18 protein-coding genes are annotated in these 20,878 nt (G+C 66.9%); 6 read left to right on the top strand and 12 right to left on the bottom strand.

The genetic code is table 11. The annotated features are described in order from the left end of the window. Positions 1 to 22: 22 nt before the first annotated feature. Positions 23 to 664: a response regulator gene (locus DLM85_RS11575; RefSeq protein WP_111478263.1), complete on the bottom strand. Its 642-nt coding sequence runs from the start codon at positions 662 to 664 to the stop codon at positions 23 to 25. Positions 665 to 1,033: 369 nt separating this feature from the next. Between DLM85_RS11575 and DLM85_RS11570 the strand changes: the two genes are divergently transcribed. Next, a complete protein-coding gene (locus DLM85_RS11570) occupies positions 1,034 to 1,294 on the top strand; it encodes a KGG domain-containing protein (protein ID WP_111478262.1) in 261 nt (86 codons plus the stop codon). 75 nt (positions 1,295 to 1,369) lie between these two features. Here the strand turns inward: DLM85_RS11570 and DLM85_RS11565 are convergent, their stop codons facing one another. Both DLM85_RS11565 and DLM85_RS11560 read right to left on the bottom strand, forming a co-directional pair. After that, the gene (locus DLM85_RS11565) at positions 1,370 to 2,266 is read right to left on the bottom strand and encodes a cyanophycinase (RefSeq protein ID WP_111478261.1); all 897 of its coding nucleotides are present in this window, start codon (positions 2,264 to 2,266) and stop codon (positions 1,370 to 1,372) included. A gap of 418 nt (positions 2,267 to 2,684) precedes the next feature. After that, positions 2,685 to 3,140 carry a RidA family protein gene (locus DLM85_RS11560; protein ID WP_111478260.1) on the bottom strand — a complete coding sequence of 152 codons (456 nt, stop codon included), beginning with the start codon at positions 3,138 to 3,140 and terminating at the stop codon, positions 2,685 to 2,687. A 206-nt stretch (positions 3,141 to 3,346) separates the two neighbouring features. On the opposite strand from DLM85_RS11560, the gene DLM85_RS11555 reads away from it, so the two are divergent. Beyond that, positions 3,347 to 4,156: an energy transducer TonB gene (locus DLM85_RS11555; protein ID WP_111478259.1), complete on the top strand. Its 810-nt coding sequence runs from the start codon at positions 3,347 to 3,349 to the stop codon at positions 4,154 to 4,156. A gap of 88 nt (positions 4,157 to 4,244) precedes the next feature. Then, entirely contained in the window at positions 4,245 to 5,789 is a 1,545-nt protein-coding gene (locus DLM85_RS11550; RefSeq protein WP_111478258.1) for a DNA integrity scanning protein DisA nucleotide-binding domain protein, read from the top strand. A 108-nt stretch (positions 5,790 to 5,897) separates the two neighbouring features. Here DLM85_RS11550 and DLM85_RS11545 read toward each other — a convergent pair whose 3' ends face one another. Next, positions 5,898 to 6,896 (bottom strand): MBL fold metallo-hydrolase, encoded by a 999-nt coding sequence (locus tag DLM85_RS11545; protein ID WP_111478257.1) that lies wholly within the window; start codon positions 6,894 to 6,896, stop codon positions 5,898 to 5,900. Between the two features lie 78 nt (positions 6,897 to 6,974). Continuing rightward, a complete protein-coding gene (locus DLM85_RS11540; protein ID WP_111478256.1) occupies positions 6,975 to 7,484 on the bottom strand; it encodes a DUF4442 domain-containing protein in 510 nt (169 codons plus the stop codon). A gap of 105 nt (positions 7,485 to 7,589) precedes the next feature. On the opposite strand from DLM85_RS11540, the gene DLM85_RS11535 reads away from it, so the two are divergent. Continuing rightward, positions 7,590 to 8,102, top strand: coding sequence for a hypothetical protein (locus DLM85_RS11535; protein WP_133257021.1), 513 nt, complete (start codon positions 7,590 to 7,592; stop codon positions 8,100 to 8,102). An 80-nt stretch (positions 8,103 to 8,182) separates the two neighbouring features. Here DLM85_RS11535 and DLM85_RS11530 read toward each other — a convergent pair whose 3' ends face one another. The 7 genes from DLM85_RS11530 to DLM85_RS11500 form a co-directional block, all read right to left on the bottom strand. Then, positions 8,183 to 10,186: a DUF3857 domain-containing protein gene (locus DLM85_RS11530; protein WP_111478254.1), complete on the bottom strand. Its 2,004-nt coding sequence runs from the start codon at positions 10,184 to 10,186 to the stop codon at positions 8,183 to 8,185. Positions 10,187 to 10,292: 106 nt separating this feature from the next. After that, positions 10,293 to 12,254 (bottom strand): DUF3857 domain-containing protein, encoded by a 1,962-nt coding sequence (locus DLM85_RS11525; RefSeq protein WP_165822115.1) that lies wholly within the window; start codon positions 12,252 to 12,254, stop codon positions 10,293 to 10,295. After that, complete coding sequence (locus tag DLM85_RS11520; protein WP_111478252.1) at positions 12,241 to 15,612, bottom strand: toxin-antitoxin system YwqK family antitoxin; 3,372 nt, start codon at positions 15,610 to 15,612, stop codon at positions 12,241 to 12,243. Before DLM85_RS11520 ends, DLM85_RS11525 begins: the two co-directional genes overlap by 14 nt. Before the next feature lie 111 nt (positions 15,613 to 15,723). Then, positions 15,724 to 16,290 (bottom strand): PPC domain-containing DNA-binding protein, encoded by a 567-nt coding sequence (locus tag DLM85_RS11515; RefSeq protein WP_243635932.1) that lies wholly within the window; start codon positions 16,288 to 16,290, stop codon positions 15,724 to 15,726. A 353-nt stretch (positions 16,291 to 16,643) separates the two neighbouring features. Next, a complete protein-coding gene (locus DLM85_RS11510; protein WP_111478251.1) occupies positions 16,644 to 17,921 on the bottom strand; it encodes a hypothetical protein in 1,278 nt (425 codons plus the stop codon). 21 nt (positions 17,922 to 17,942) lie between these two features. Then, entirely contained in the window at positions 17,943 to 18,698 is a 756-nt protein-coding gene (locus tag DLM85_RS11505) for a hypothetical protein (RefSeq protein WP_111478250.1), read from the bottom strand. 92 nt (positions 18,699 to 18,790) lie between these two features. After that, the gene (locus tag DLM85_RS11500) at positions 18,791 to 19,354 is read right to left on the bottom strand and encodes an RNA polymerase sigma factor (RefSeq protein WP_111478249.1); all 564 of its coding nucleotides are present in this window, start codon (positions 19,352 to 19,354) and stop codon (positions 18,791 to 18,793) included. Positions 19,355 to 19,570: 216 nt separating this feature from the next. On the opposite strand from DLM85_RS11500, the gene DLM85_RS11495 reads away from it, so the two are divergent. After that, positions 19,571 to 20,296: an FkbM family methyltransferase gene (locus DLM85_RS11495; RefSeq protein WP_111478248.1), complete on the top strand. Its 726-nt coding sequence runs from the start codon at positions 19,571 to 19,573 to the stop codon at positions 20,294 to 20,296. A gap of 22 nt (positions 20,297 to 20,318) precedes the next feature. Next, positions 20,319 to 20,855 carry a hypothetical protein gene (locus tag DLM85_RS11490; protein WP_133257020.1) on the top strand — a complete coding sequence of 179 codons (537 nt, stop codon included), beginning with the start codon at positions 20,319 to 20,321 and terminating at the stop codon, positions 20,853 to 20,855. The last annotated feature ends 23 nt before the right edge of the window (positions 20,856 to 20,878 follow it).

Here is a 20,878-nt window from a genome sequence, read left to right as displayed (position 1 = left end):
ATCTGCTCGATTCGGCCGCAGCTCAGGCCAGCAGGCCATTCTCCATGGCGAACTTGATGAGGGCGGCCGTGTTCTTGGCCTGGGTTTTCTCGATGATGTTCTGCCGGTGCGTTTCGATGGTGCGCTTGCTGGTGAAGAGCTTGTCGGCAATTTCGGCGTTGGTCAGGCCCTCCGCAATCAGCTTGAGCACCTCCGTTTCGCGGTTGGAGAGGTCGGAGGGCTTTTTGGCGGCCGGCGCGGCGGGGCCCTGCACCAGCTTGCTGAGCAGGTTCAGCCCGATTTCGGTGCAGAGGAAGGGCTTGCCGGCCGCTACCGTACGAATGGCGTGCACGATTTCCTCTTTGCTGGCATTCTTCAGCACGTAGCCCAGCGCCCCGGCTTCCAGCACCTGCTGCACGTACTTTTCGTGGTCGAGCATGCTTAGAATGAGTACCCGCACCTGCGGAAACTGCTGGCGCAGCAGCGGCACGGCCTCGAAGCCCGACAGCTCGGGCATGTTCAGATCCATCAGCACCACGTCGGCCGGGGTATCGGGCAGCGTGTCCAGCAGTTCGCGGCCGTTGCGGGCCTGCCCCACCACCTGAAAATCGGGTACGTCGGCCAGCAGGGCCTGGATACCGTCGCGGATAATGGTGTGGTCATCGACCAGCAGGAGGCGTATCATGGGCGGGGCGGGTGAGGAGCCGGATTCCAAACAATAACGGGGAAAGCCGCCGGTTGTCTGTCCGGCAGCAGCATTTTCAGCACTTGCACGGAAACCGAGGCTGGCCCTACGCAACGCCTCCGTATAAACACGCACGCTCCCCGCGCAAGCCCGCCCCGCGCCGCACCCTCGTGCCGTGCCGCGGCGGCCGGCCAGCCTCGCTATTTGTACGCAGTGATGCGGCTGGCCGGGGCTTGGGCATCCGTACAAAGCGGTAAAATGCGGCCAAGCGGCCGTTTTTCAGGCCCGGCCATTGGCTGTTGCCGCCGGGCTTGCGTTAGTACCAAGGCCCAGCGCATCCTGACTTTTCCTCAACCAAACCCTACTGTTATGGCAACGAACCAATTGACGCAACGCGCTACTTCCGCGGCTTCGGCCGCCAAAGCTGGTGGCAGCCGGCCCCAGGGCAACACCAGCAAGCGTGGCTTTGCTTCGATGGACCCCGAGCAGCAGCGCCGCATTGCCTCCGAGGGCGGCAAGGCCTCGCACGCCAGCGGCCGCGGCCACGAGTGGACTTCCCAGGAAGCCCGCGAAGCCGGCCGCAAGGGCGGGCAGAGCAGCACCCGCCGCAGCACCACCAAACCGGCTTAGGCAGCTTCGCCTCGTCACCAAAAAAGCCTCTGAACAGCTGTTCGGAGGCTTTTTTGATGACTGACTGCCAGCAGCCTACACGTACATATACTCCTGCACCGGCAGCGTGTAGCGCTGCCCGCGGGCCAGCAGGTGCACGCGCAGGTCGCGGATGCTGAACACCTCGCCGGGCCGGACTTCGTGGATGGTGTTGCCCAGGCACTGGCGCCCGTCGACGACGATGACCATGCCGTTGCCGATAACTTCCAGCTCCTGGCCCTCCGTCACCACCACGGCCGTGTCTTCCTCCAGCCCCAGCCCGATGGAGCCGGGATTGGTGGCAATGATCTGGGCCACGCGCACGATGCGGCCGCGGGCCACGAAGTGCGTATCGATGGCCACGTCGTGCATGAACTGCAGGCCCGTGGTAATGTGGATTTCGTCTTTGAAGAAGCCCGCATCGTTGCGGCCCTGGTAAATCATGGGCGTGCTCATGGCCGCCGCCCCCGCCGAGGTGCCCGCAATGACGAAGCGGCTGTGGGCGTAGCGCTCCTTCATCAGCCGGATCAGGGCCGTGCCGCCGAGCAGGGCCGTGAGCCGCAGCTGGTCGCCGCCCGTAAACATGACGCCGGCGGCCTCGCGCAGCACGTTGATGCATTCTTCGGTGTCGGCCTCTTCGCGCGTTTGGATGTTGAGCACCTCGACCCGCTTCACGCCCAGCTCCGTGAAGATCTTCACGTAGTCGGCGGCGGCCTCTTCGGGCACCTGCGAGGCCGTCGGAATCACCACCACGGGCCCGTCGCCGTGCAGCTCCTGCACGAAGCGCTTCAGAATGCTCTCCGGCGCCAGCTCGTCGTCGGAGCGGCCCTCTTCGCCGCCGATATCCTTGATTTCCTTTTGTTCGTGCCCCCCGATGGCAATGAGTACTCCTTTGGGGTGGGGACAATCGGAGGGGGCAGAGTGACGCGGCGCTGGTTTTTTGCTTTTGGACATCCTTAAGTCAGTTGACAAGGTTACGCGGCAGAGCTACATACGCAGCGCCGCGGCCACGGATGTAACCAAATTAGCTCGGCATAACCCGAAACTGCGCGCTTTGCACGCCTTAAGGCTAATTATTTCCAAGCCCTTACCCGCGGGCCGAGGAGCGGTGTGACCGGCCGGAAAAATGGCACAATTACGCGTTTTTCGCCTATGGCGTTCCGTACTAATCCCCCTGCTGGCCGCGCAGCTTCTTGGCTAACACCAGTGAGTCGGGTGCCCACCGTTACGGGATGCGGCGGGGTATTTCTGCTTGCGGCAGCCAAGCCCGGCGGCCCGCCCCAACAGGCAAGGCACCGGCCCCGGTACCGACGAAGCGGGGCCGCCGGAAACAATCCGGCGGCCCCGCTTGGCGTGGGGTCCGGGCTGCTTCCTACCGCTCGCCCACCCAGGCCACGCACTTCAGCTCGATGGCAATGGGCGTGGGCAGGCAGTTGATTTCGACGGTGGTGCGGCAGGGCTGGTTGGTGGCGAAGTACTCGGCGTAGAGGCGGTTGTAGGTCTGGAAGTCGTCCTGCATGTTGGTCAGGAACACGGTTACGTCCACCAGGTCGTCCCAGCGGGCCCCGGCCTCCTCCACAATGTAGCGTACGTTCTGAAACACGGCGTGGCACTGGCTCTCGAAGTCGTAGCGCAGGATGTTGCCGTCCTCGTCCAGCTCCACGCCGGGCACGTGCTTCTGCCCGCGCTGGCGCGGGCCCACGCCGGAAAGAAACAGCAGGTTGCCCACGCGGCGGGCGTGCGGGTACAGGCCCACCGGCTCGGGGGCGCGGGCCGAGTTGCGGGCCGAGGAATCGGGGGCGGGCGTAGAGGCGTCGGGGGTGGTCATGGGCCGAAAATAGCCGGATTTTGTGAGGGCAGGAGGGTATGAAGGTAGGAGGGCAGGAATTTGGGTAGCTAACAGGCCAGGACGCTGCCCGACGGCGCTGCCCGTCTGCCTATCGAAACTATGTCCGCTTACGTTTATAACTTCCTCCCTCCTACCCGCGCCAACTCCTGCCCTCCTACCTTCATACCCTCCTACCCTCGCCCCACATGCTCCGTCCCGTTTGCCTGGCCCTCGTCGTGGCCGCCCTCACCGCCGCCGCGCCCGCTGCCCTGGCCCAGAAAACCAAGCTGAAGTACCCCAAGCAGGCCGCTGCGCCCGAGGTGTACGACGCGGTGGAGAAGCCCGCCGTGCCCGTGGGCGGCGTGGAGGCCTACGGCAACTACATCGGCGACCGGCTGAACTACCCCACCACCGCGCTGCAGGCCGGCGTGCAGGGCACGGTGGAAGTGACGTTTGTGGTGGAGAAAACCGGCGCTACGTCCAATTGGGCAGTCACCAAAAGCCTCTCGCCCGAGTGCGACGCCGAGGCCCTGCGCCTGATCAAGGCCGGCCCGCGCTGGACGCCCGCCCAGCACAAGGGCGGCGTGGTGCGCCAGCGCGTGACCATGCCCATCACCTTCCAGATTCCGCCCGGCAGCGAAACGGCCCCGGCCGGCGCGGCCACCATCATGGGTACGAGCCCAACCAGCGCTGCTGCTACTCCCCTGCAAACCGTAGCTCCTGACGAGCCCGCCCGGCCGGTGGGCGGCACCGAGGCCTGGTTTGAGTGGGTGCAGCAGGTGCAGAAATACCCCGCCCTGGCCCGGCAGCGCAAGGTGCATGGCAAAGTGATGATGGAGTTTGTTATTGAGAAGGACGGCTCACTCACGGGCATCAAGCCCGTGAAGCGCCTGGGCTCCGGCCTCGACGAAGAAGCCATCCGCATCGTAAAATCCAGCCCAAAATGGGAGCCGGCAAAGTATAAGGGCGCCCCCATCCGTCAGAAGATGGTACTGCCGATCCTCTTCCAATTGTAGGCCCGGCCCGCGCCGCTGTATCCGCCGAAACATTTCGGGGCGCGGCGGGTACTTGTAGCACCATTCCTCCCCCTCCCCACGCCGCCCCATGTTCAGTCCGCTGCCCGTCGTCTCGCCCAACGCCATCATCGTCCCGGCGGCGGCCGAATTTACCATCTGGCCCTACCAGCACCGCTTTCAGCAGGCCGCGCAGCACATGGCCGAGGGCATTTTCGACGACCTCGACGCCGAGCTGCAGCCCGTGGTGATGCTCATCGGCATTCCGATGGAGGGCGGCGCGGCCATTTGCCTGGAGCCCGAAACCTGCGGCCTGCCCGCCGAGGCCTTTCGCAGCGTGGTGGCCCGCGGGCAGTATCTGCGCCGCACCGAATCGGAAAGCTGGCCGGCGCGCGAGGGCGACACGGCCGAAATCCGGCGGCGGCGCCACGAGTTCAAGGGCATCAAGCTGGCCGTGCAGGAAGTGCTCGACGAGCTCACGCCCCGCAACGGCGCCCGCCGCTCCTTTGCCGGCTGGCCGGTGCTCATCGGCGAGTTTTTCGTGGTGACGGTGCTGCAGCTGCGCCGCAAGGCCCTGCGCCACCACCCGGCCCTGAAGCCTTACCGCTACTACACCGATGGCCGCCCCTTGGCGTCTTCGCTGATCGAAGCCGCCATTGCGCGCTTCAGCGAGGAGTGCGTGAAGGCCCTGACCGAGCCCGAGCCCGGCTCGGGCCTGCTCACCCGCCCGCGGGATACCGACGAAATTGTGCGGGCCGCGGGCAAGTTCCTGATGGACACGCCCGCCCAGGCCCTGGGCCTCGACCCGGCCGGCGCCAAGCTGTTCAACGTGCTGAACACGGTGTCGTCGTTGCGCTACGAGGGCACGGCCGGCGTGGGGCAGCTGGTGCTGGCCCGCCGCGGCCACCCCAACGTGCAGGAAATCTTCGCCCTCACCTGCCCCACCCCGCTCAGCGACTACCGCGCCGTGCGCAAGCTGCTGCAGATGTCGACGGCCGACGTGAGCCTGCTCTCCGACGGCGAAAACGTGTACGCGCTGGGCCGCACCCTGGGCCAGTACGACGCCACCCGCGAGGACATGTTCGTCATCAGCTTCCTGCACCACTACGTGTGGGAGCTGCGCCACGACGGGCAGGTGCTGGTGCGCGCCGCCTACGGGCAGCCCAACCTGCCGCAGTCCCGCCTCAGCCGCTCGGAGTTCCGCCGCGGCCTGCGCGACACCTTCGGCGTGACGGAGCCCGAGAAAGTGGAGCGCCTGTGGGACGTGCTGCTCGAAGCCAGCCGGCAGAAACACGGTACGCTGGTCGTCATTACCACCGAAGCCCTGGCCGAGGCCGACCGCCTGAAGCTGCAGTGCACGCTCATCGAGCCCGTGCCGCTCACCCCGCTCATCACCCGCCTGGTCACCGCCATCGACGGGGCCGTGCTCATCGACCCGGAGGCGTACTGCTACTCCATCGGCGTGATTCTCGACGGCAAGGCCTCGGGCCGGGGCTCCAGCACCCGTGGGGCGCGCTACAACTCGGCCCTGCGCTACGTGGAAAGCAGCCCGTACCCGTGCATGGCCATCGTGGTGAGCGAAGACGGCCTGGTCGACATCCTGACCAAGGACACGCTGCCCTCGCGGCACGAGTAAGTGGCCGTAGCGCGGGCTTGGCTATGCCTTCCTGCGGTGCAGCCCGCGTCCGTCAGATAGTAACTCCAATCGTTCAGGCAAACGCGGGCTAAAGCCCGCACTACACCCCTACCGCTCCCACCAGCAGGAGCTGAAGCCGGCCGGCGCCACCTCCGTCGGCAGGCCGGGCGTGGGCAGCAGCAGCGGAATACCGGCCGCGGCGGCCAGCTGCTGCACCTGCTCCACCGGCTCGCGCCAGCTGTGGAAGGCCAGGTTGAAGGTGCCCCAGTGAATCGGCAGCAGCACCTTGCCGCCCAGGGCCTGGTGGGCCTGAATGGCGTTTTCGGGCCCGAGGTGGATATCGGGCCAGCCTTCCCCGTAGGCGCCCACTTCCAGCATGGTCAGATCGAAGGGCCCGTAAGCGGCACCGATTTCGGCGTGGCCAGCCAGGAAGGGCCCGGTGTCGCCGCCGAAAAACACGCGGTGCTGCGGCCCCTGCAGCACGTAGGAGGCCCACAGCGTCTGGTTCTGCCCCGTAATGCCGCGGCCCGAAAAGTGCCGGGCGGGCACGGCCGTCACGGTCAGGCCAGCCACCTGCACGGAGTCCGTCCAGTCCAGCTCGTGGATCAGCTGCGGTGCCCAGCCGGCCGCGGCGTAGTAGCGGCCCACCCGCAGCGGGCAGAGCACCGGCACCGTGGGCTGCAGCCGGGCCAGCTGGCGCAGCGTGGCCGGGTCGAGGTGGTCGTAGTGGTCGTGCGACTGAACGATGAGGTCCAGCGGCGGCAGATCGGCCAGGGCCAGCGGCACCGGAAAAAAGCGCCGGCCGAAGCCGAAGGGCAGCGGCGAGGCGTAGCCGGCCCACATCGGGTCGGTCAGGATGCGGCGGCCATCCAGCTCCAGCAGCACCGTGGAGTGGCCCAGCCAGGTCACGCGTAGGTCAGCGGCCGGGCCGGCACAGGCCGCGGCTTCGGTGCGAAATGGGGCCAGCGCGGGCTTGGGCACGCGCTCCTCGGGGCCGCGCAGCATCTTCCAGATGATGGGCAGCATGCCGTTTTCCACGCCTTTGGCGGTGGGCACGGGATTCAGAAACTCGGCGCCCCGACGACGGGCGCGCTGCAGCAAGGACATGGCAAAAACAATCCGCCGAACGGCAACGGGCCGCCGGGGTGCTACCAAGGACGCGCCAGCCGCCGGAATACTTTGCCGCTAGCCGCGCTTTTTTGCCCGAAACGACCAGGTGATGCGGAACACGGCCACCACGTCGCCGGCCGCGTCGCGGCCGGTGCTGGTGGCCTGCACGGTGCGGCCCTCGCCGGTGGCCCGGCTTTCGGCCACGGCCCGGGCAATGGCGGCCCCGTCGGGGCACTCGAAAGCAATGCGCGTGACGGCTTTCTTGGTGAAATCGGCTTCCAGCCCCACCACCAGCATCGATACCGGGGCGCCGGTGCTGGTGTGCATCATGGCCAGCACGCCCGAAGCCATTTCGGCGGCCATGCTCAGGCAGGCAAAGTAGATGCTGCGGAAAGGATTCTGGGTGAGAAACTTGAAGGGCACCGTCACGGTGGCGGCCTCCAGGCTCAGCTGCTGCACGCGCACGCCGGCCAGGCCCGCGGCGGGCAGCCGGCTAAGCAGAAACAGCCGCTGCTTGAGCGGGTGAAGCAACTGGCGGCGGAAAGCGGCCAGCGCGGGCGTATCGACGGGGGCGGGCTGGATCATGGCAGCGGGAGGAATGGCGGGCCGGTAAGGTAGCAGAAATACTCGGCATGCCGACTACTTGCGCACCAGCGCGTTTCCGCGCTTATCTTTCCTTTTTACTTCGCCATGTCCGCTCCCACTGCTCCCGCTTCGCCAGCCGCACTCGATCTGGCACTGGTTGATCAGCTCCTCGATTTTGTACGCCATACCGGCTTGTCCGTGCGCGAAGCCCCGGTGCCGGCCGACAGCTTTCTGCCCGGTCTACGGATCGAAAGCGGCGGGCTGGTGGTGGACCGCCAGCGCCTGCTCTACCCCGGCGACATTCTGCACGAGGCCGGCCACCTGGCCGTGGTGCCCGCCGCCGTGCGCGCCGGCCTCGGCCCCAACATTGCCCACTACCGCACGCCCGACGAAGCCCAGGGCGACGAAATCGTGGCCCAGCTCTGGAGCTACGCCGCCGCGGTGGCACTCGACTTATCGCCGGCCGTCGTCTTTCACGCCGACGGCTACCACGGCCACGGCCAGTGGTTTACGGAAACTTACCAGCGCGGCCAGTACCCCGGCCTGCCCCTGCTCGTCTGGATGGGCCTGACCACAACCGAGGAGTTTCCGCGCCTGACGCGCTGGCTGCGGGAGTAGCCCCGGTCCCGGAAAGCAGCACGGTCATCCTTCGGCCAGGCCTCAGCGTGACCGTGCTTTTACCGAACACTCGCCCCGCGTTACGAACCCTTTTCGAGCACCAGCACCACTTTGTTGAAGTTGGCGGAGGCATTGATGACCTGGCGGAAGGCCTCGAAGTCCTTTTTCGGCCAGTAGATCTGGTTGTAGCTTTCCTCGATCTGCACGGTCACCTGCTGGCCCTGCTGCCGAAAGCCGGAGTGGAAGAAGTACACCGGCTGGTCGGCGGGGCCGGCGTCGGCTTTGATGTTGAGGTCGGCGAGGTTGCGGATGCGGTAGCCGGCCGGAATGTCGAAGACGATGCGGCGGTTGAAGCGGTGGTTGTACACGTTTTCCACGTCGAGCTGCCGCTCCTCCTGCTGGTACAGCGAAGACTGCGGCCCGATCAGCTCCCCAACTTTGAAGAGGTATTTGGGCCCGGCGCGGTCAAGCACGGCGGCCGATTCCACGGTGGCGTCGATGGTGAGCGGGTGCTGCAGGGCGTTGCGGCCCGCCTCGGCGTTCTGGACTTCCAGCGACTTGAACGTGGCGTCGGGCACCGAATTCTTCACCAGCGTCTGCAGCACTTCGGTGCGCTTGTCGGCCGGCATCAGCGGGAAGTAGGGCTGAATGGGCTGGGCCTGGTAGCCGCCGAGCACCTGCCGGATGGCTACGGTGGCCTTGTCCAGCGCCGGGGCGAAGGCCACCCTGATGTCGAGGTCGTGGGGGCTCAGCTCGGCGGACAGGGCCGGCACGTCGCGCAGCACGCCCACGGCCGATTCGGCTGAGCCCAGCTGCACCAGTTTCACCGACAGGGCCTTGCCGGCCGTCCACTCGGCCGGAATCATGCCGTAGCGGTATTCGGGGCGGCCGGGGGCGAGGTACTGCTTGGTGGCGGGAAAGTAGAAGGCGTAATGGTCGAGCTGGTTCCAGGTGTCGAAGTCGCCGTCGAAGGGAATTTCGCTGCGGTCGGCCACCACCACCACCTCGTGAGTGATGTCGTGGGCGCGCAGCAGGCCGGCCAGCAGGCGGGCCATGCCCAGCTCCGAGGCCGTGCGCGTGGCCACCACCTGCCCCACGCGGTACACGCCCGGCCCCACGTTGATGCTGGTCTTGACGCCCTGCTCCAGCGCCCGGATCTGCTCCTCCACCGGCAGGGAAGAGGACACGCCCAGCTGCTTATCAAACTTGGCCACGGCTTTTTTCTCGTCCTTGTCCAGCTCCCATACCTGCCCGTATACCAGCTGGCTGGCGTCGTTCCAGGTGAAAAGGCGGCTGCGGCCGCGCTGGGCGGTGTAGGCAATCTTGAACTCGACGCGCATGCGCTGGGCCGAGCTGTGGGCAAAGGCCTCGTCGTGCAGGGCGGGCACGTCGGCCAGCTGCACGCGCAGGCGGCGCTTGTGGTTGCTGCTGAGCGTATCCACCTTGGCGGCGGGGCCGTGGTAAGTGCGCGCCTCGTAGGTCACGCTCGCCGGGGCAATCAGCTCAAAGTCCACGTCGTGGGCGGGCACCGCGTTCTGCAGCCACTCGCGGCCGAAGTAGTCGGCGTCGGAAAGGTGGGCGTAGATGTATTCGACTTCGCTGCCCTTCTCCACGCCTTCCACGGCGATGATGCGGTAGTTGCGGCGGCTGCCCTCGCCGTCCTTCAGCTCCTTCATGTCCTTGTCCGCCACCTCCACCACCTGTCCGCGGGGGCTCACGGTGCGCGCCCGCAGCTGCACCACCTGCCCGTCGCCGTCGATGGGCAGGTAGATTTTGTTGTACTGCTCGATGCCCTCGTCGGTGTTGACGCGCACGATGCGGTGCTCCACGGTGTACATCAGCGGCCGGTGGCGGGCGTCGAAGGCGTACTCGCGGGCCGTGAAGTCGCGCAGGATGACGGCCGGCTGGCTTTCATCGGCCGCCGACACGGGCAGGCGGGCGTGGCGGTCCTGCCACTTGTAGTCGGCGTAGGTCAACCCGGCGGGCAGCTCGGTCCTGGCGTTTTTCTGCGCCGGGGCCGGCAGCGCGGCGCCGGTGAGCAGCAGGGCCAGCAGCGGCAGGCGGAGGGTGGATATAGCAATCATAAGCGCGAGAATGGCGGGCTATAGCGCGAACTTTCAGTGCGCGTATCGCCGAACGACCACCGCCTGTGACGGAATCGGGCGGGCGTACGCGCACTGAACGGTCGCGCTACAGCGGCTTGCGTTTCAGAATCAAGGCGTCGCGGTAGGCTTCGCTGAGCTGCCCGACGACTTTGTTGTAGGCCGCGAACTGTTTGGGTTCGAGCAGCAGGTAGTTCACATACACTTCCTTGTCCTGCACTACTTTGTTGCCTTCGCGGCGGTAGCTGATGCGGAAGCCGGCCACCGCGTCGTCGGCCTGCACGTTGGCGGGCAGGTGGCTCAGGTCGTAGCCAGCGGGTATTTCAAACTCCGTCAGCTGGCTGGAGCGGCGGCAGTACTCATTGGCGCGGGGCAGGCGGCGGCGCGTCAGGTCGATCTGGTCGTTGGTCAGCTCCCGTTCCAGGTTCAGGTTCACGTACAGCTCGTCGCCGGCGCGCTGCACGTAGTCGTCGAGGTGAAACTGGTAATCCACCGTCAGCGGCTTTTCGGCTTCCGCGAGGCCGCCCACCGTGTACTTGTCGACGAAGAACTTGTTGGATCCGCGCTCCAGCACGCTGCGTACGGTGCGCTGCTGGGTGGTCTGGTCGGCGCCGCGCAGGGTGGCCGTGATGCGGCCCCGGGCGTAGCCGGCCAGGGCCAGCTGTCCGCTGCCGCGCAGGCTGGTGCCGTCGAGGCTGAGCCGGGTGGCGTCGGTGCGGGCGTTTTGCTCGCGGGCCACCACCGGCACTTCGGCCACGCGGCTGTGCTCCTTGTCGAGGCCAATCAGCGCCTCCTTGCCCTGAATCATGGCCGTGGGCAGGCCGAAGGGGTTGTAGGGGTCGGTGGCGTCGAGGAATACCAGCTCGCCGCCGGGCCGCTCGTACACCGCAATCATGTGGTTGTCGACGCCGGGCGTCGCCAGCTCGGAGTAGCGGTAGGGCAGGTCGCGGGTGCCGATCCAGGCCAGGTGCGACTTCAGCCCGGCCAGCTGCAACATTCCGTGGGTGAGGCTGGCCATGTCCTTACAGTCGCCGTAGCGGCGGGTGTACACGGCGGCCGGCGCGTGGGGCACGAAGCCGCGCATGCCCTGCTCGAAGGCAATGTAGCGCACGTGGTCCTGCACCCAGTGGTAGATGTTGCGGGCCTTGTCGTCGGGGGTGGCGGCTTTGGCCGTGAGCGAGTCGACCAGATGCTGCAGCACCGGCGCGGGCGCGGGCTGGTCGAGGTCCTTGACGAAGCTGCGGTAGAGCGTGTAGAGCTCGGGCACGCCCGAGAGCAGGCGCTGCGGCTTGCCGGCCAGCGGGGCTTCCTCCACGAAGTACACCACGTGGGGCAAATACCAGGCGTCGTCGGGCGCGTCGGCGTCGGTGGGCGGGGCGGGCAGGTTGTCGGCCACCCAGCGGTAGACCACGGTGCCGCCTTTCTCTTCCTTGGAAAATTGCACGTTGGCCCCGTCGGCGCCGAAGAGCTTGTAGTTCAGCTTCACCGCGCGCGGGGCCGTCACCGTCAGCTCGGCGTGGCGCACGGGCACGCCGGTGGCGAAGTAAAACGGCTGCAGAAAGCGCGCGTCGCGGAACTTCAGCGTGTAGTCGCTGATGGTGCGGGCGCCGGGGCCCACGTTGGGGTAGGTGAAGTTGGTGGCGCGCACATCGTCGAAGAAGATGCCCGGCCGGATTTCGAACTGCTCGTGAAACTGCTGCACCTTCTGGGCGCGGTAACTCGAACCTGCCGGCACCATCGTGCGGGCCTCAATCTTCTGCAGCCGGGAAAAGTGCGAGCTGAACACGCGGTCCGCAGCGTACGCGCCGGTGCCCTGGGCCACGTGCAGCAGGTCGCGGTGGTGCCGCGCCGACACGACCAGCGAGTCGCCGCGCAACTCCAGCAGCACGTCCTGCCGGTAGTCGAGGAAGACGGCGGGCTGACCGGGAAACTGCTGCCGGGCCTCGGCCAGCAGCTGCGCGGGCTGCTGGGCCTGGGCCGTGCGGGCGCTGCATACGCTCAGCCCTAGTGCGGCCACCAGGGCCGTGCGCTGCCAGTTACTTGCTGCCATAGACGTAGTTGTTCCAGTACGTGTCGGTGCGCTCGGGCTTGCCCTGGGCGGTGTAATGCACGGTGGGGCCGCTTTGCTCGCCGCTGCGCCAGCTTTCCTCGCGCAGCAGGGAGCCATCGGGGCGGAAGTAGCGGCTGCGGCCGTGCTTTTCGCCGTGGGCGTAGGCTTCGTCGGCCAGCAGCTTGCCGTCGGCGCCGTACTCGCGCTGCGGGCCCGTGCTCAGGCCGTCGCGCAGAGTGGTTTCGCGCAGGAGCTGGCCGTTGCTGTGGTAGAGCTTGCAGGTGCCGTCGAACTGCCCGTTGCGGTAGGTTTCCTCGGCGGCCAGCTGGCCGTTGGCGTAGTAGCTTTTCACCGTGCCGTTCTGGCTGCTGAGGTCTTGCCAGGCGCCGGGCTGGCCGCCCGGCTGCAGGCAGCGCCAGGCCATGATGTCGTCCTGCTGGTAGCGTTTTTCATAGATGAGCTGCCCGGCCGGGTCGAAGGTGCGGCACAGGCCGTGCAACTCGCCGCTGCGGTAAGTTTCCACCGCGGCCACCTGCCCGTTGGCGTAGTAGGTAGTCCACTCGCCGTCCTTCTCGCCGCCCGCGTAGCGGCCCTGGCTGCGCAGCCGGCCCTCGGCCGAGTAGTACTTCCACTCGCCGCTGGGCGCGTTGCTCTCGTAGCTGCCCGCCACGGCCAGCTGGCCGCCGGGGTAAAACGCGCGGAAGGCGCCGTCGCGGCGGCCCTGGCGCATGGCGGCGCTGGTTTCCACCTGTCCCGAGGGAAAGTACCACTCGTTGCCGGCGTACAGGCCGCAGGTCAGGCCGGTGCGCAGGCGGGGCTTGCCCGAAGGGTAGCTCAGCTGGTAATTCGGGGCGTCGACGGCCAGCTGCCGGTCGTCGAGCACGCGGCCGGTGGAGTCGTAGGCCACCACGCGGGTGGGCAGGCTGGCCTTGAACCACTGCTCGCCCGAGAGCCGGCCGGTGGGTGTGTAGCTGCGGCGCAGGCCGTTTTCGTTGTCCTGGTAGAAGCCGTATTCCTCGCTGAGCGTGCCATCGGCGTAGTAGTCGCGCCAGGCGCCCTGCCGCTGCCCGTTCACGTACCAGCCTTCCTGGCGCAGCACGCCGTCGGCGGCGTACTCCTCGAAGCGGCCGTGCCGGCTGCCGGCCTCGTAGGTGGTGCGGGTGCGCACGCGGCCGTTGGGGTGAAAGGCTTCCACCACGCCGTCGAGCTGGTCGTCGCGGTAGCGCTGGCGCACCGAGGGCGTGCCGTGGCGGTAGACGTAGGTCCACTCGCCCTGCTGCAGGCCTTGGCGGTAGGTGCCGCTGTAGGCGGGCGTGCCGTCGGGGCGCAGGCCGCGCACGGCCACCTCGCCGTTGCCCGCGAGGTTGTTTTGCTGCAGCGGCTTGCCCTGCCGGTCCAGGTACACCGACTTGCGGGCCCGGTCGTGGTCGTAGGTGATTTCGCTGTAGAGCTGGCCGTCCACGTCAAAGTCGCGGTACACGCCGTGCAGCTTGCCCTGCGCATCATAGGTCTGCTCGGTGGAGGGCTTGCCGTCGGCGTAGAAGGTTTTCCAGAGGCCGGTGCGCTTGCCCTTGGCGTAGCTGCCCTGCTCACGCACCTGCCCACCCGGGTGGTAGCCCGTGTAGGCGCCGTTCATCTCGCCCTGCTCCATCACGGCGCGGTACTCCACGCGCTTGCCGGGGCCGGGGTAGTACGAGGTTATCGGCCCTTGCTGCTTGCCGGCGGCCATGGTCACCTCGTACTCGGGCGTGCCGTCGGGGTAGAAATCCAGCAGCGGGCCGTCGGCCTGGTCCTGCCGGTAGGTGCCGCGCTCCTCCACCTGCCCGCTGGCGTAGTACTTCACGAAGGGGCCGTCCTGCTGGCCGGCGTCGTTGTAGCGCCGCTCCTCGCGCAGGGCGCCGCAAGGGTGGAAGATTTTGGCGGAGCCCACCGGCTCCCCGGCGCGGTACGTGCCGTCGATTTCCAGCTTGCCGGAATCGTAGTACTGCTTAAAGGCGCCCGTCAGCTTGCCCTGCGCGTCGTAGGTGCATTCGCGCTGCAGCTTGCCGTCGGCGAAGTAGTAGCGCCAGGCGCCGGTTTTCTCGCCGCTGGTGTAGCTGCCTTCGCCTTCGAGGTTGCCCTGGTTGTCGAAAAACTGCCAGGGGCCTTCGGGCGTGACCTTGCCCGCGGCGTCGCGCCGGGCGTCGCCGAGGCCGCTGAGCGCGCCTTCGTCGTAGTACCACGCTTCTACCCTGGTAGACTTGCCGCCGCGCTCCACAGTGGTGAAGTCGCGCAGCAGGTTGAGCTGGGGCCGGGCCGCCTCGTAGAGCTTGTTGACCTTGCCCATGTTACCCTTCACCCACTTCAGGGCCTTTTTGTCGTCGGCCGAGCAGAGGATGAGGTAGGTGAAGGTGGTCAGGTTGTCGCCCTGGCGCAGCACCTCCACCAGCGGCCCGTAGGCGCGCTGCCAGAAGTCGGCCGCGGCGGCATCCTTGGCCGCCGGGAATTTCTCCACCAGCAGCTTGGTCTGCTTCACCACGGCGGCCTGGAAGTTCACCGGGCTCGGGTAGTCCTTGCGCAGGGCCACGCGCGAGGCCAGCAGTTCGTCGAGCTCCGCGAAGGCCTCGTTGGGCGTGGTGGCGGGCCGCTTGTCCTTGGCTTCCACTTCCAGGCTGCCCGAGGAAAGCTGCTCGGCCAGGATCAGCACGCTTTGGCTGCCGTCGGCGTCGGGCTGCAGCATCAGGTAGGTCAGGTAGCCGAGCAGGGCGTGGGCCGCGTGGCCCTGCTGCAGCTCCACGCGGGCCAGCTGCAGGTGGCTGGCCGGGTGCAGGGGCCGTAGCTCCAGGCTGCGCTGGTACGAGGCCGCGGCGGCGGCCGTCTGGCCCGTTTGCCCGGCCAGGGTCACGGCCTGGTTGAACCACAGCGTGCCGGAATACGGGTACTGCTTCAGCCCGGTCTTGAAGGTGGCCAAGGCCTTATCGGCCTGCTTCAGCTCCTCCTGCGAGTTGCCGAGCGTGGCGTAGGGCATGGGGCTGCGCTGGCCCAGGTCGATGGCGCGCTGGGCGGCGGCGGCGGCTTCGGCGTACTGGTCGTTGGCCCAGTACGAGAGGGCCAGCTCGCCCTGCACGTCGGCGTAGGCCGAGTCGCTGGCGGGTACGCGCAGGTAGGCGACAATGGCGCCGCCGAAGTCGTTTTTATCGTGCAGCGCAATGCCCTGGCGCAGGGCGTCGCGGCCGAGCAGCGGCATCTGGGTGGGCGGGGCGGCAGCGGCAGGGCGGGTGGCCCGCGGTGGGCCATCGACGGCGGCAGAGGGCTGCGCGGCGGCGGCAGTAGCCAGCAGGCTCAGCAGCAGCGTGGAACCAGCGTAGCGGTGGGGCATAGAAACAGGGTACAAACACGAGCATCCATCCGGGCATAACGCTAGGCGCTATTCGGATATTACTACAATAATACTAAGGAAACGCCCGCAGATTGTACGCCGCCGCGTCACTTATTTTTTCCCTTTCGGCGACTTATGGCTGGCTTTTGCCGGGGCTGGCACGGCCGGACGCACCGCCAGCTCGCGGTAGCCGAAGGTCGGATCAACCTCCCGTTCGAAGGCTACGTCGTCGAGCACGCCCAGCACCAGCTCGGCGGTGGTATACACCACGTTACCGTCGAGCAGGTGCCCGCCGATGGTGCGCCCCGTGGAGTCGGCCACCGAGAGGTGCAGGTGGCTGCCGCTTTCGGCCAGCGTGCCCACCAGCGACACGATTTCGAAGTGGCCGCGGTACACCGTCGGGCCTTCCTGATTGGCCAGCCGCAGCGTCACCTGGGTCAGGCTGCCCACGCAGGTCAGCACGGCCGCGGCGCGCAGGTGCTGCTGCTGCACCAGGGCCGCGAGCTGCTGGCGCACGTCCTGCCCCGGCCGCAGCCGCAGCGTGAGCGTGTGCATGCGCGAGGCGTGGGCGGTAACTTCCGGAGCAGCGGGCGGCGTGGCAGGCATGGCGGCGGGACGTTGGGCACGGGCCGGCGCGCTGAGCAGCAACGCGGCGCCGGCAAGGAACAGAAAACGCATTGGGTAAAGGTACGGCCGCGCCTCCGTCATCCGCAGCCGAACCGTCGCTCGGCGCGGCCAAGGATCTGGTTCCCGCCCCGCCCAAACGGCCGAGCGCGGCCACCAACGCCCAATGATGCCGCGGGCTCGGCGGCTGCGCTACGCTGTTACCGGGAAAGCGTCCGCACTTCGGTGGCAGCGGCGGTACCGGGTGCCAGGAAGGTCCTGGGCTATGCCTCCGGGTGACCGGTCTTTTTTTGTTCCTGCACCTACTCTTACCCGCCGAAAAACAGAAAAAGCCGGTTGCAGCCGGCTTTTTCTCGTCACTCCGCTCGTCCTGCCTTTTCCGAAACAGGGCACGCGGTAAGTTCTGTCTAGCGGTTGAAGCTCACGCTGCTGTAGCGGGCTTTGATGTTCACGTTGCCAGCGGGTTTGGCCTGGGCGCCGCCGTACTGGCCCTGCATTTCAGTGCTCGACGAGCTGTTTTCCTCGCTGTGCACCTTCACCAGGCGCTTGTCCATCAGCACCTTGCCGTTTTCCGAATTCACGTCGAAGTTGAAGCCCGCGTCGTCGGGGAAGTTTAGCAGGATGGTGCTGTAGCCCCCGTCCACGCTGATGCGGCGGAAGTTGGGGCCGGTGGTGCGCACCTCGAAGGCGGGGCAGTACTGCACCTTCATGTCCAGCTGCTCGGCCACCTTGTCGATGCTGAAGCGCGAGTAGCCAGTGGAGCCCTGCAGGTTGTACACCGTGCCCAGGTTCACGTCGCCGTACTTGCTGAGCACGGCCAGGCTCTGCACCGTGCCCATATCAATGTCGGAGCCGTTGTTGCGCAAATCCACGCGCTGGCCTTCTTCCAGCCGCAGGCGCGAATGGTTGGCCTCGATGGTGGCCTGCCGGGCGTAGGGCAGCACGGCCGCGCCGTTGTTGAGGCGCACGTGGTTGCGCGGGCCCTCCAGGCGGCCGGTGCGCAGGCTGCCGTAGCACACAGCCAGGTCGGTGGGGCCGGTCAGGTCGCCGGTCAGGCTCACGTCGCCGAAGCTGTTCTTCACCTTCAGCGGCGTGCTCTTGGGCATCCAGATGGTGTAGTTGATTTCGTAGATGCGCTGCCGGCTCCAGCACTCCTTGGGCATTTCGCCCAGCTGGGTTTTGAGCAGCAGCCCGACTTCGGGGTTGGCGTTTTCCTGCATCAGCACCTGAATCATGTCGAGCAGGCGCTGGGCCTTGTCGTCCTCGTCGGCGCGGGCCACGATGTCGACTTCGGCTTTGATTTCGTTGCGCGTCCAGGTATTCACCTGCACGCGGCCGTAGCGCGTTTCCACCGTCAGCGGGCGGCCCGCCACGGCGGCGAAGGAACGGGTGATTTTGCGGGTTTTCTCGGCCGTCAGGCCGCCGTTGTTGCCGGGTTCGGGTTGCGGCTGCGCGGGGCTGGTCTGCGCCGGAGTCGTCTGCCCGTCAGCCGGCTGCTGCAGCTGCTGAAAGCGGGCGTCCAGGGTTTCATCCCAGAACCGGTCGGCGGGGCAGGGCTGCACGTACCCGCCGGCCGGCCGGGCTGCTGCGGACTGCGCCGCGGCGCCGCGGGGGCCGGCCGCCACGGCCAGCAGGGCCGTCAGCGCCAGGATGCCCTGCCGAAAAGGTCGAATCGGGGAATGCATGGGGTGGAGGGAAAACAAGGGTTACTTGTCGGCGGCGAGGGTGTACGCGTCGTCGTGGTACTGGCGAATCTGCTCGCGGGTGCGCAGCTGCTGGTTCAGGATGTCCAACCGGATTTGCAGGTTCTGGTTCATCGCGTCCAGCACGGCGTTCGGGTCGGGGTTCTGAAACAGGTCGGCGCGCAGCTGCCGGTAGGTGGAGTCCTGCGCGGCCATTTCCTGCTTCCAGTCGGCGTCGTTGGGCATGGTGCCGGGCGCGGCGGCGTCGAGCAAATCCAGCTCGTGCTTTTTCTCGCTGATCTGGGCCGCGTAATAGGTTTCCATGCGCTTCACCGCCTTTTCCAGGCGGCGGGCCGCGGCGTTGCTCGATACGGCCATGGCCTCGGGCTCGTCCATGACGCTCACGGGCGCAGACTGGGCGCCCAGCGTGGTCATGGCGGCCGTGTCGGTGGCGGCCACGGCGCCGGGCGTTTCGTCGGCGCGGCGCAGGCCGTAGCCGCCGGCAACCAACATCAGGGCCACGGCCGCGGCGGCGGCGTAGCGCTGCCAGCCGAAGCGGGCAGCGGGAGCGGTGGCCTGAGGCTGGGTGGGCGCCGGGGCCATCGTGAAGGGGTGCAGGGGCACGACGGGGGTGGGCGTCGCGCCGGAGGCTTCGTCGGCGTCGGCCGGCAGGTCGAGGCGGGCTTCGAGGGCGTCCCAGAGGTCGGGTCGCGGCTCGAAGGCGTCGAAGTCGGCGCGGTTGCGCTCGACGAAGGCCTCAAGTCCGGAGTTGGGTTTCATGACAGTCATGGTCTTTCGCACGGGGCTCCCCGCGGCCGGGGCGCTGATTGGGTGGGGCGCCCTTGGTGGCCGCTGATCTTATGAAACGATGATTACAGTCCTTGTTCGCGGGCCAGGTCCAGCAGCTTCTTACGGGCGCGGCTGTATTGCGACTTGGACGTGGATTCGGTGATGCCCATGATGCTGGCAATTTCGCCGTGGTCGTAGCCTTCCAGCAGGTACAGGGTCAGCACGAGGCGGTAGCCGTCGGGCAGCTCCTGAATGCAGCGGCGCAGCACGTCGGCCCGCCACTGTACGTCGTCCTGCTCGCCCGGGGTGAGGGCTTCTTCGGAGGCGGCGCCGTCGTGCTGCTCGGCCAGGGGCACCAGCTGCAGGCGGCGGTTGCGCAGGCAGTTGATGCTCTTGTTGATGACGATGCGCTTCAGCCACGAGCCGAACGAGGAGTCACCCTTGTAGGTGTGCAGCTCGCGGAAGGCGCTCAGAAACGACTCCTGCAGCACGTCTTCGGCCTCGGCGTAGTCGCCGGTGATGCGCAGCGAGGCGTTGAACATGGCTTTGGCGTAGCGCTTGTATATCTCGGCCTGGGCGCGCCGGTCGCCGAGGCGGCAGCGCTCCACCAGCGGAGCATTAATGTCAACGTAGGCAACGGCTTCCATAGGCGCAGCAGGCGAGGGAGGAGTCAGCGAATCACTAACGGCAGAGGGGGGTGGGTAAAGTTCAGACATCGGCGGCAGATTTTCTACTCCTCTGACCATTAGCGCCTCAAAGACCCCGGCGGATTTACGAAGGTTGCACCGGCAGCAAACCGGGCGAAACCGGCCGTTTTTTCCCAACTTTAAAGCCGATTTTCCCTTGCCTAGCCCCCGCCGGCCATGAAAGAAGTGCTCAAATCCATCCTGAAACGCCTGCCGATTGCCTTTACCAAGAATCAGCAGTACGACGAGCAGACGCGCGCCGTGATTAAGCGCGTGTGCCGCCCCGGCTCGACCTGCATCGATATCGGTTGCCACAAGGGCGAGGTGCTGGACCTGATGCTGGCCGCCGCCCCGCAGGGCCGGCACTTCGGCTTCGAACCCCTCCCCGACCTCTACGCCGACCTGCAGCGCCGCTACGACGCGCCGGGCCTGGCCCGCATCCTGAACGTGGCGCTGAGCAACGCCAAGGGCACGGCCACCTTCAACTACGTCATCAGCAACCCCGCCTACAGCGGCTTGCAGAAGCGCAACTACGACAAGCCCGACGAGCAGGATACCACTATCGAGGTGCAAACCGACCTGATGGACCACGTCATCCCCCTGGATCAGCGCGTGGATTTGATCAAAATCGACGTGGAGGGCGCCGAGCTGCAGGTGCTGCAGGGCGCGGTGGAAACGCTGCGCCGCACCCGGCCGGTAGTCATCTTCGAGCACGGCCTGGGCGCGGCCGACTGCTACGGCACCCGCCCCGAGCAGGTGTACGACCTGCTGACGGAAAAAGCGGGCCTGCAGGTGTCGCTGATGAAGCGCTGGCTGCGCAGCGAGGCGCCGTTTACGCGCCAGGAGTTCGTGCAGCAGTTCGAGCAGGGCAAGAACTACTATTTTATTGCCTATCCGGCGTAAGCCGCCGGAAAACCGATTAGCTATGAAACGTTGCGCATACAGCCTGTTGCTGCTGGCCCTGCTGGCGGGCTGCGGCAAGAAAGCCGACGAAGACCAGCGGCCTCGCATTGATTTTGGGCCCAACGGCGGCGTCACCGAAACCGACGCCAACAACCGCCCGACGGGCCACGTCGATGCTACCGACTGGTCCCTGGACGGAGAGTGGAACGAGCAGGAGCTAGCCCTGTTCAGCTCGCTGAACGTGCCGCTCAACGCGGCTGCCAGTAGTACGTTCAACCGCCAGGCCCTTCGGACGCTGTACCCCAATCCGGCCGGTCAATTGGCAACGTTTCCCTTCGAAAAGCCCCCGGGCATGGCCCTGGAAATCGTGGTGGCCGATCAGCATTACCAGGTTATCAGCCGGACCAGTCTCGGCAGCACCACCGGCGGCTACGGCTTACAGCTCGTCCTGAACGCCGACCAGTACGCCAACGGCCAGACCTACCGCCTGTATTACGTTTTTTACGCGGGCAGTACGCTGCAGGCGAAAGGCCACGGCGACATCAAAATCAGCCGATAAGTAAAAAAGCCCCGCAGCTGGTA

It is taken from the genome of Hymenobacter edaphi, assembly GCF_003258365.1.
Lineage (GTDB): Bacteria > Bacteroidota > Bacteroidia > Cytophagales > Hymenobacteraceae > Solirubrum > Solirubrum edaphi.
Note: the sequence above shows the minus strand (reverse complement) of the source record. Positions and strands in the feature narration are given on the sequence as shown.

What these genes read in the sequence shown, in the direction of transcription:
- DLM85_RS11505 (WP_111478250.1), bottom strand. Translation starts at nt 18,698, where the DNA reads ATGAAACCCAACTCCGGACTTGAGGCCTTCGTCGAGCGCAACCGCGCC.
- DLM85_RS11575 (WP_111478263.1), bottom strand. Translation starts at nt 664, where the DNA reads ATGATACGCCTCCTGCTGGTCGATGACCACACCATTATCCGCGACGGT.
- DLM85_RS11530 (WP_111478254.1), bottom strand. Translation starts at nt 10,186, where the DNA reads ATGATTGCTATATCCACCCTCCGCCTGCCGCTGCTGGCCCTGCTGCTC.
- DLM85_RS11560 (WP_111478260.1), bottom strand. Translation starts at nt 3,140, where the DNA reads ATGACCACCCCCGACGCCTCTACGCCCGCCCCCGATTCCTCGGCCCGC.
- DLM85_RS11550 (WP_111478258.1), top strand. Translation starts at nt 4,245, where the DNA reads ATGTTCAGTCCGCTGCCCGTCGTCTCGCCCAACGCCATCATCGTCCCG.
- DLM85_RS11565 (WP_111478261.1), bottom strand. Translation starts at nt 2,266, where the DNA reads ATGTCCAAAAGCAAAAAACCAGCGCCGCGTCACTCTGCCCCCTCCGAT.
- DLM85_RS11490 (WP_133257020.1), top strand. Translation starts at nt 20,319, where the DNA reads ATGAAACGTTGCGCATACAGCCTGTTGCTGCTGGCCCTGCTGGCGGGC.
- DLM85_RS11495 (WP_111478248.1), top strand. Translation starts at nt 19,571, where the DNA reads ATGAAAGAAGTGCTCAAATCCATCCTGAAACGCCTGCCGATTGCCTTT.
- DLM85_RS11535 (WP_133257021.1), top strand. Translation starts at nt 7,590, where the DNA reads ATGTCCGCTCCCACTGCTCCCGCTTCGCCAGCCGCACTCGATCTGGCA.
- DLM85_RS11520 (WP_111478252.1), bottom strand. Translation starts at nt 15,612, where the DNA reads ATGCCCCACCGCTACGCTGGTTCCACGCTGCTGCTGAGCCTGCTGGCT.
- DLM85_RS11515 (WP_243635932.1), bottom strand. Translation starts at nt 16,290, where the DNA reads ATGCGTTTTCTGTTCCTTGCCGGCGCCGCGTTGCTGCTCAGCGCGCCG.
- DLM85_RS11570 (WP_111478262.1), top strand. Translation starts at nt 1,034, where the DNA reads ATGGCAACGAACCAATTGACGCAACGCGCTACTTCCGCGGCTTCGGCC.
- DLM85_RS11545 (WP_111478257.1), bottom strand. Translation starts at nt 6,896, where the DNA reads ATGTCCTTGCTGCAGCGCGCCCGTCGTCGGGGCGCCGAGTTTCTGAAT.
- DLM85_RS11510 (WP_111478251.1), bottom strand. Translation starts at nt 17,921, where the DNA reads ATGCATTCCCCGATTCGACCTTTTCGGCAGGGCATCCTGGCGCTGACG.
- DLM85_RS11540 (WP_111478256.1), bottom strand. Translation starts at nt 7,484, where the DNA reads ATGATCCAGCCCGCCCCCGTCGATACGCCCGCGCTGGCCGCTTTCCGC.
- DLM85_RS11500 (WP_111478249.1), bottom strand. Translation starts at nt 19,354, where the DNA reads ATGGAAGCCGTTGCCTACGTTGACATTAATGCTCCGCTGGTGGAGCGC.
- DLM85_RS11525 (WP_165822115.1), bottom strand. Translation starts at nt 12,254, where the DNA reads ATGGCAGCAAGTAACTGGCAGCGCACGGCCCTGGTGGCCGCACTAGGG.
- DLM85_RS11555 (WP_111478259.1), top strand. Translation starts at nt 3,347, where the DNA reads ATGCTCCGTCCCGTTTGCCTGGCCCTCGTCGTGGCCGCCCTCACCGCC.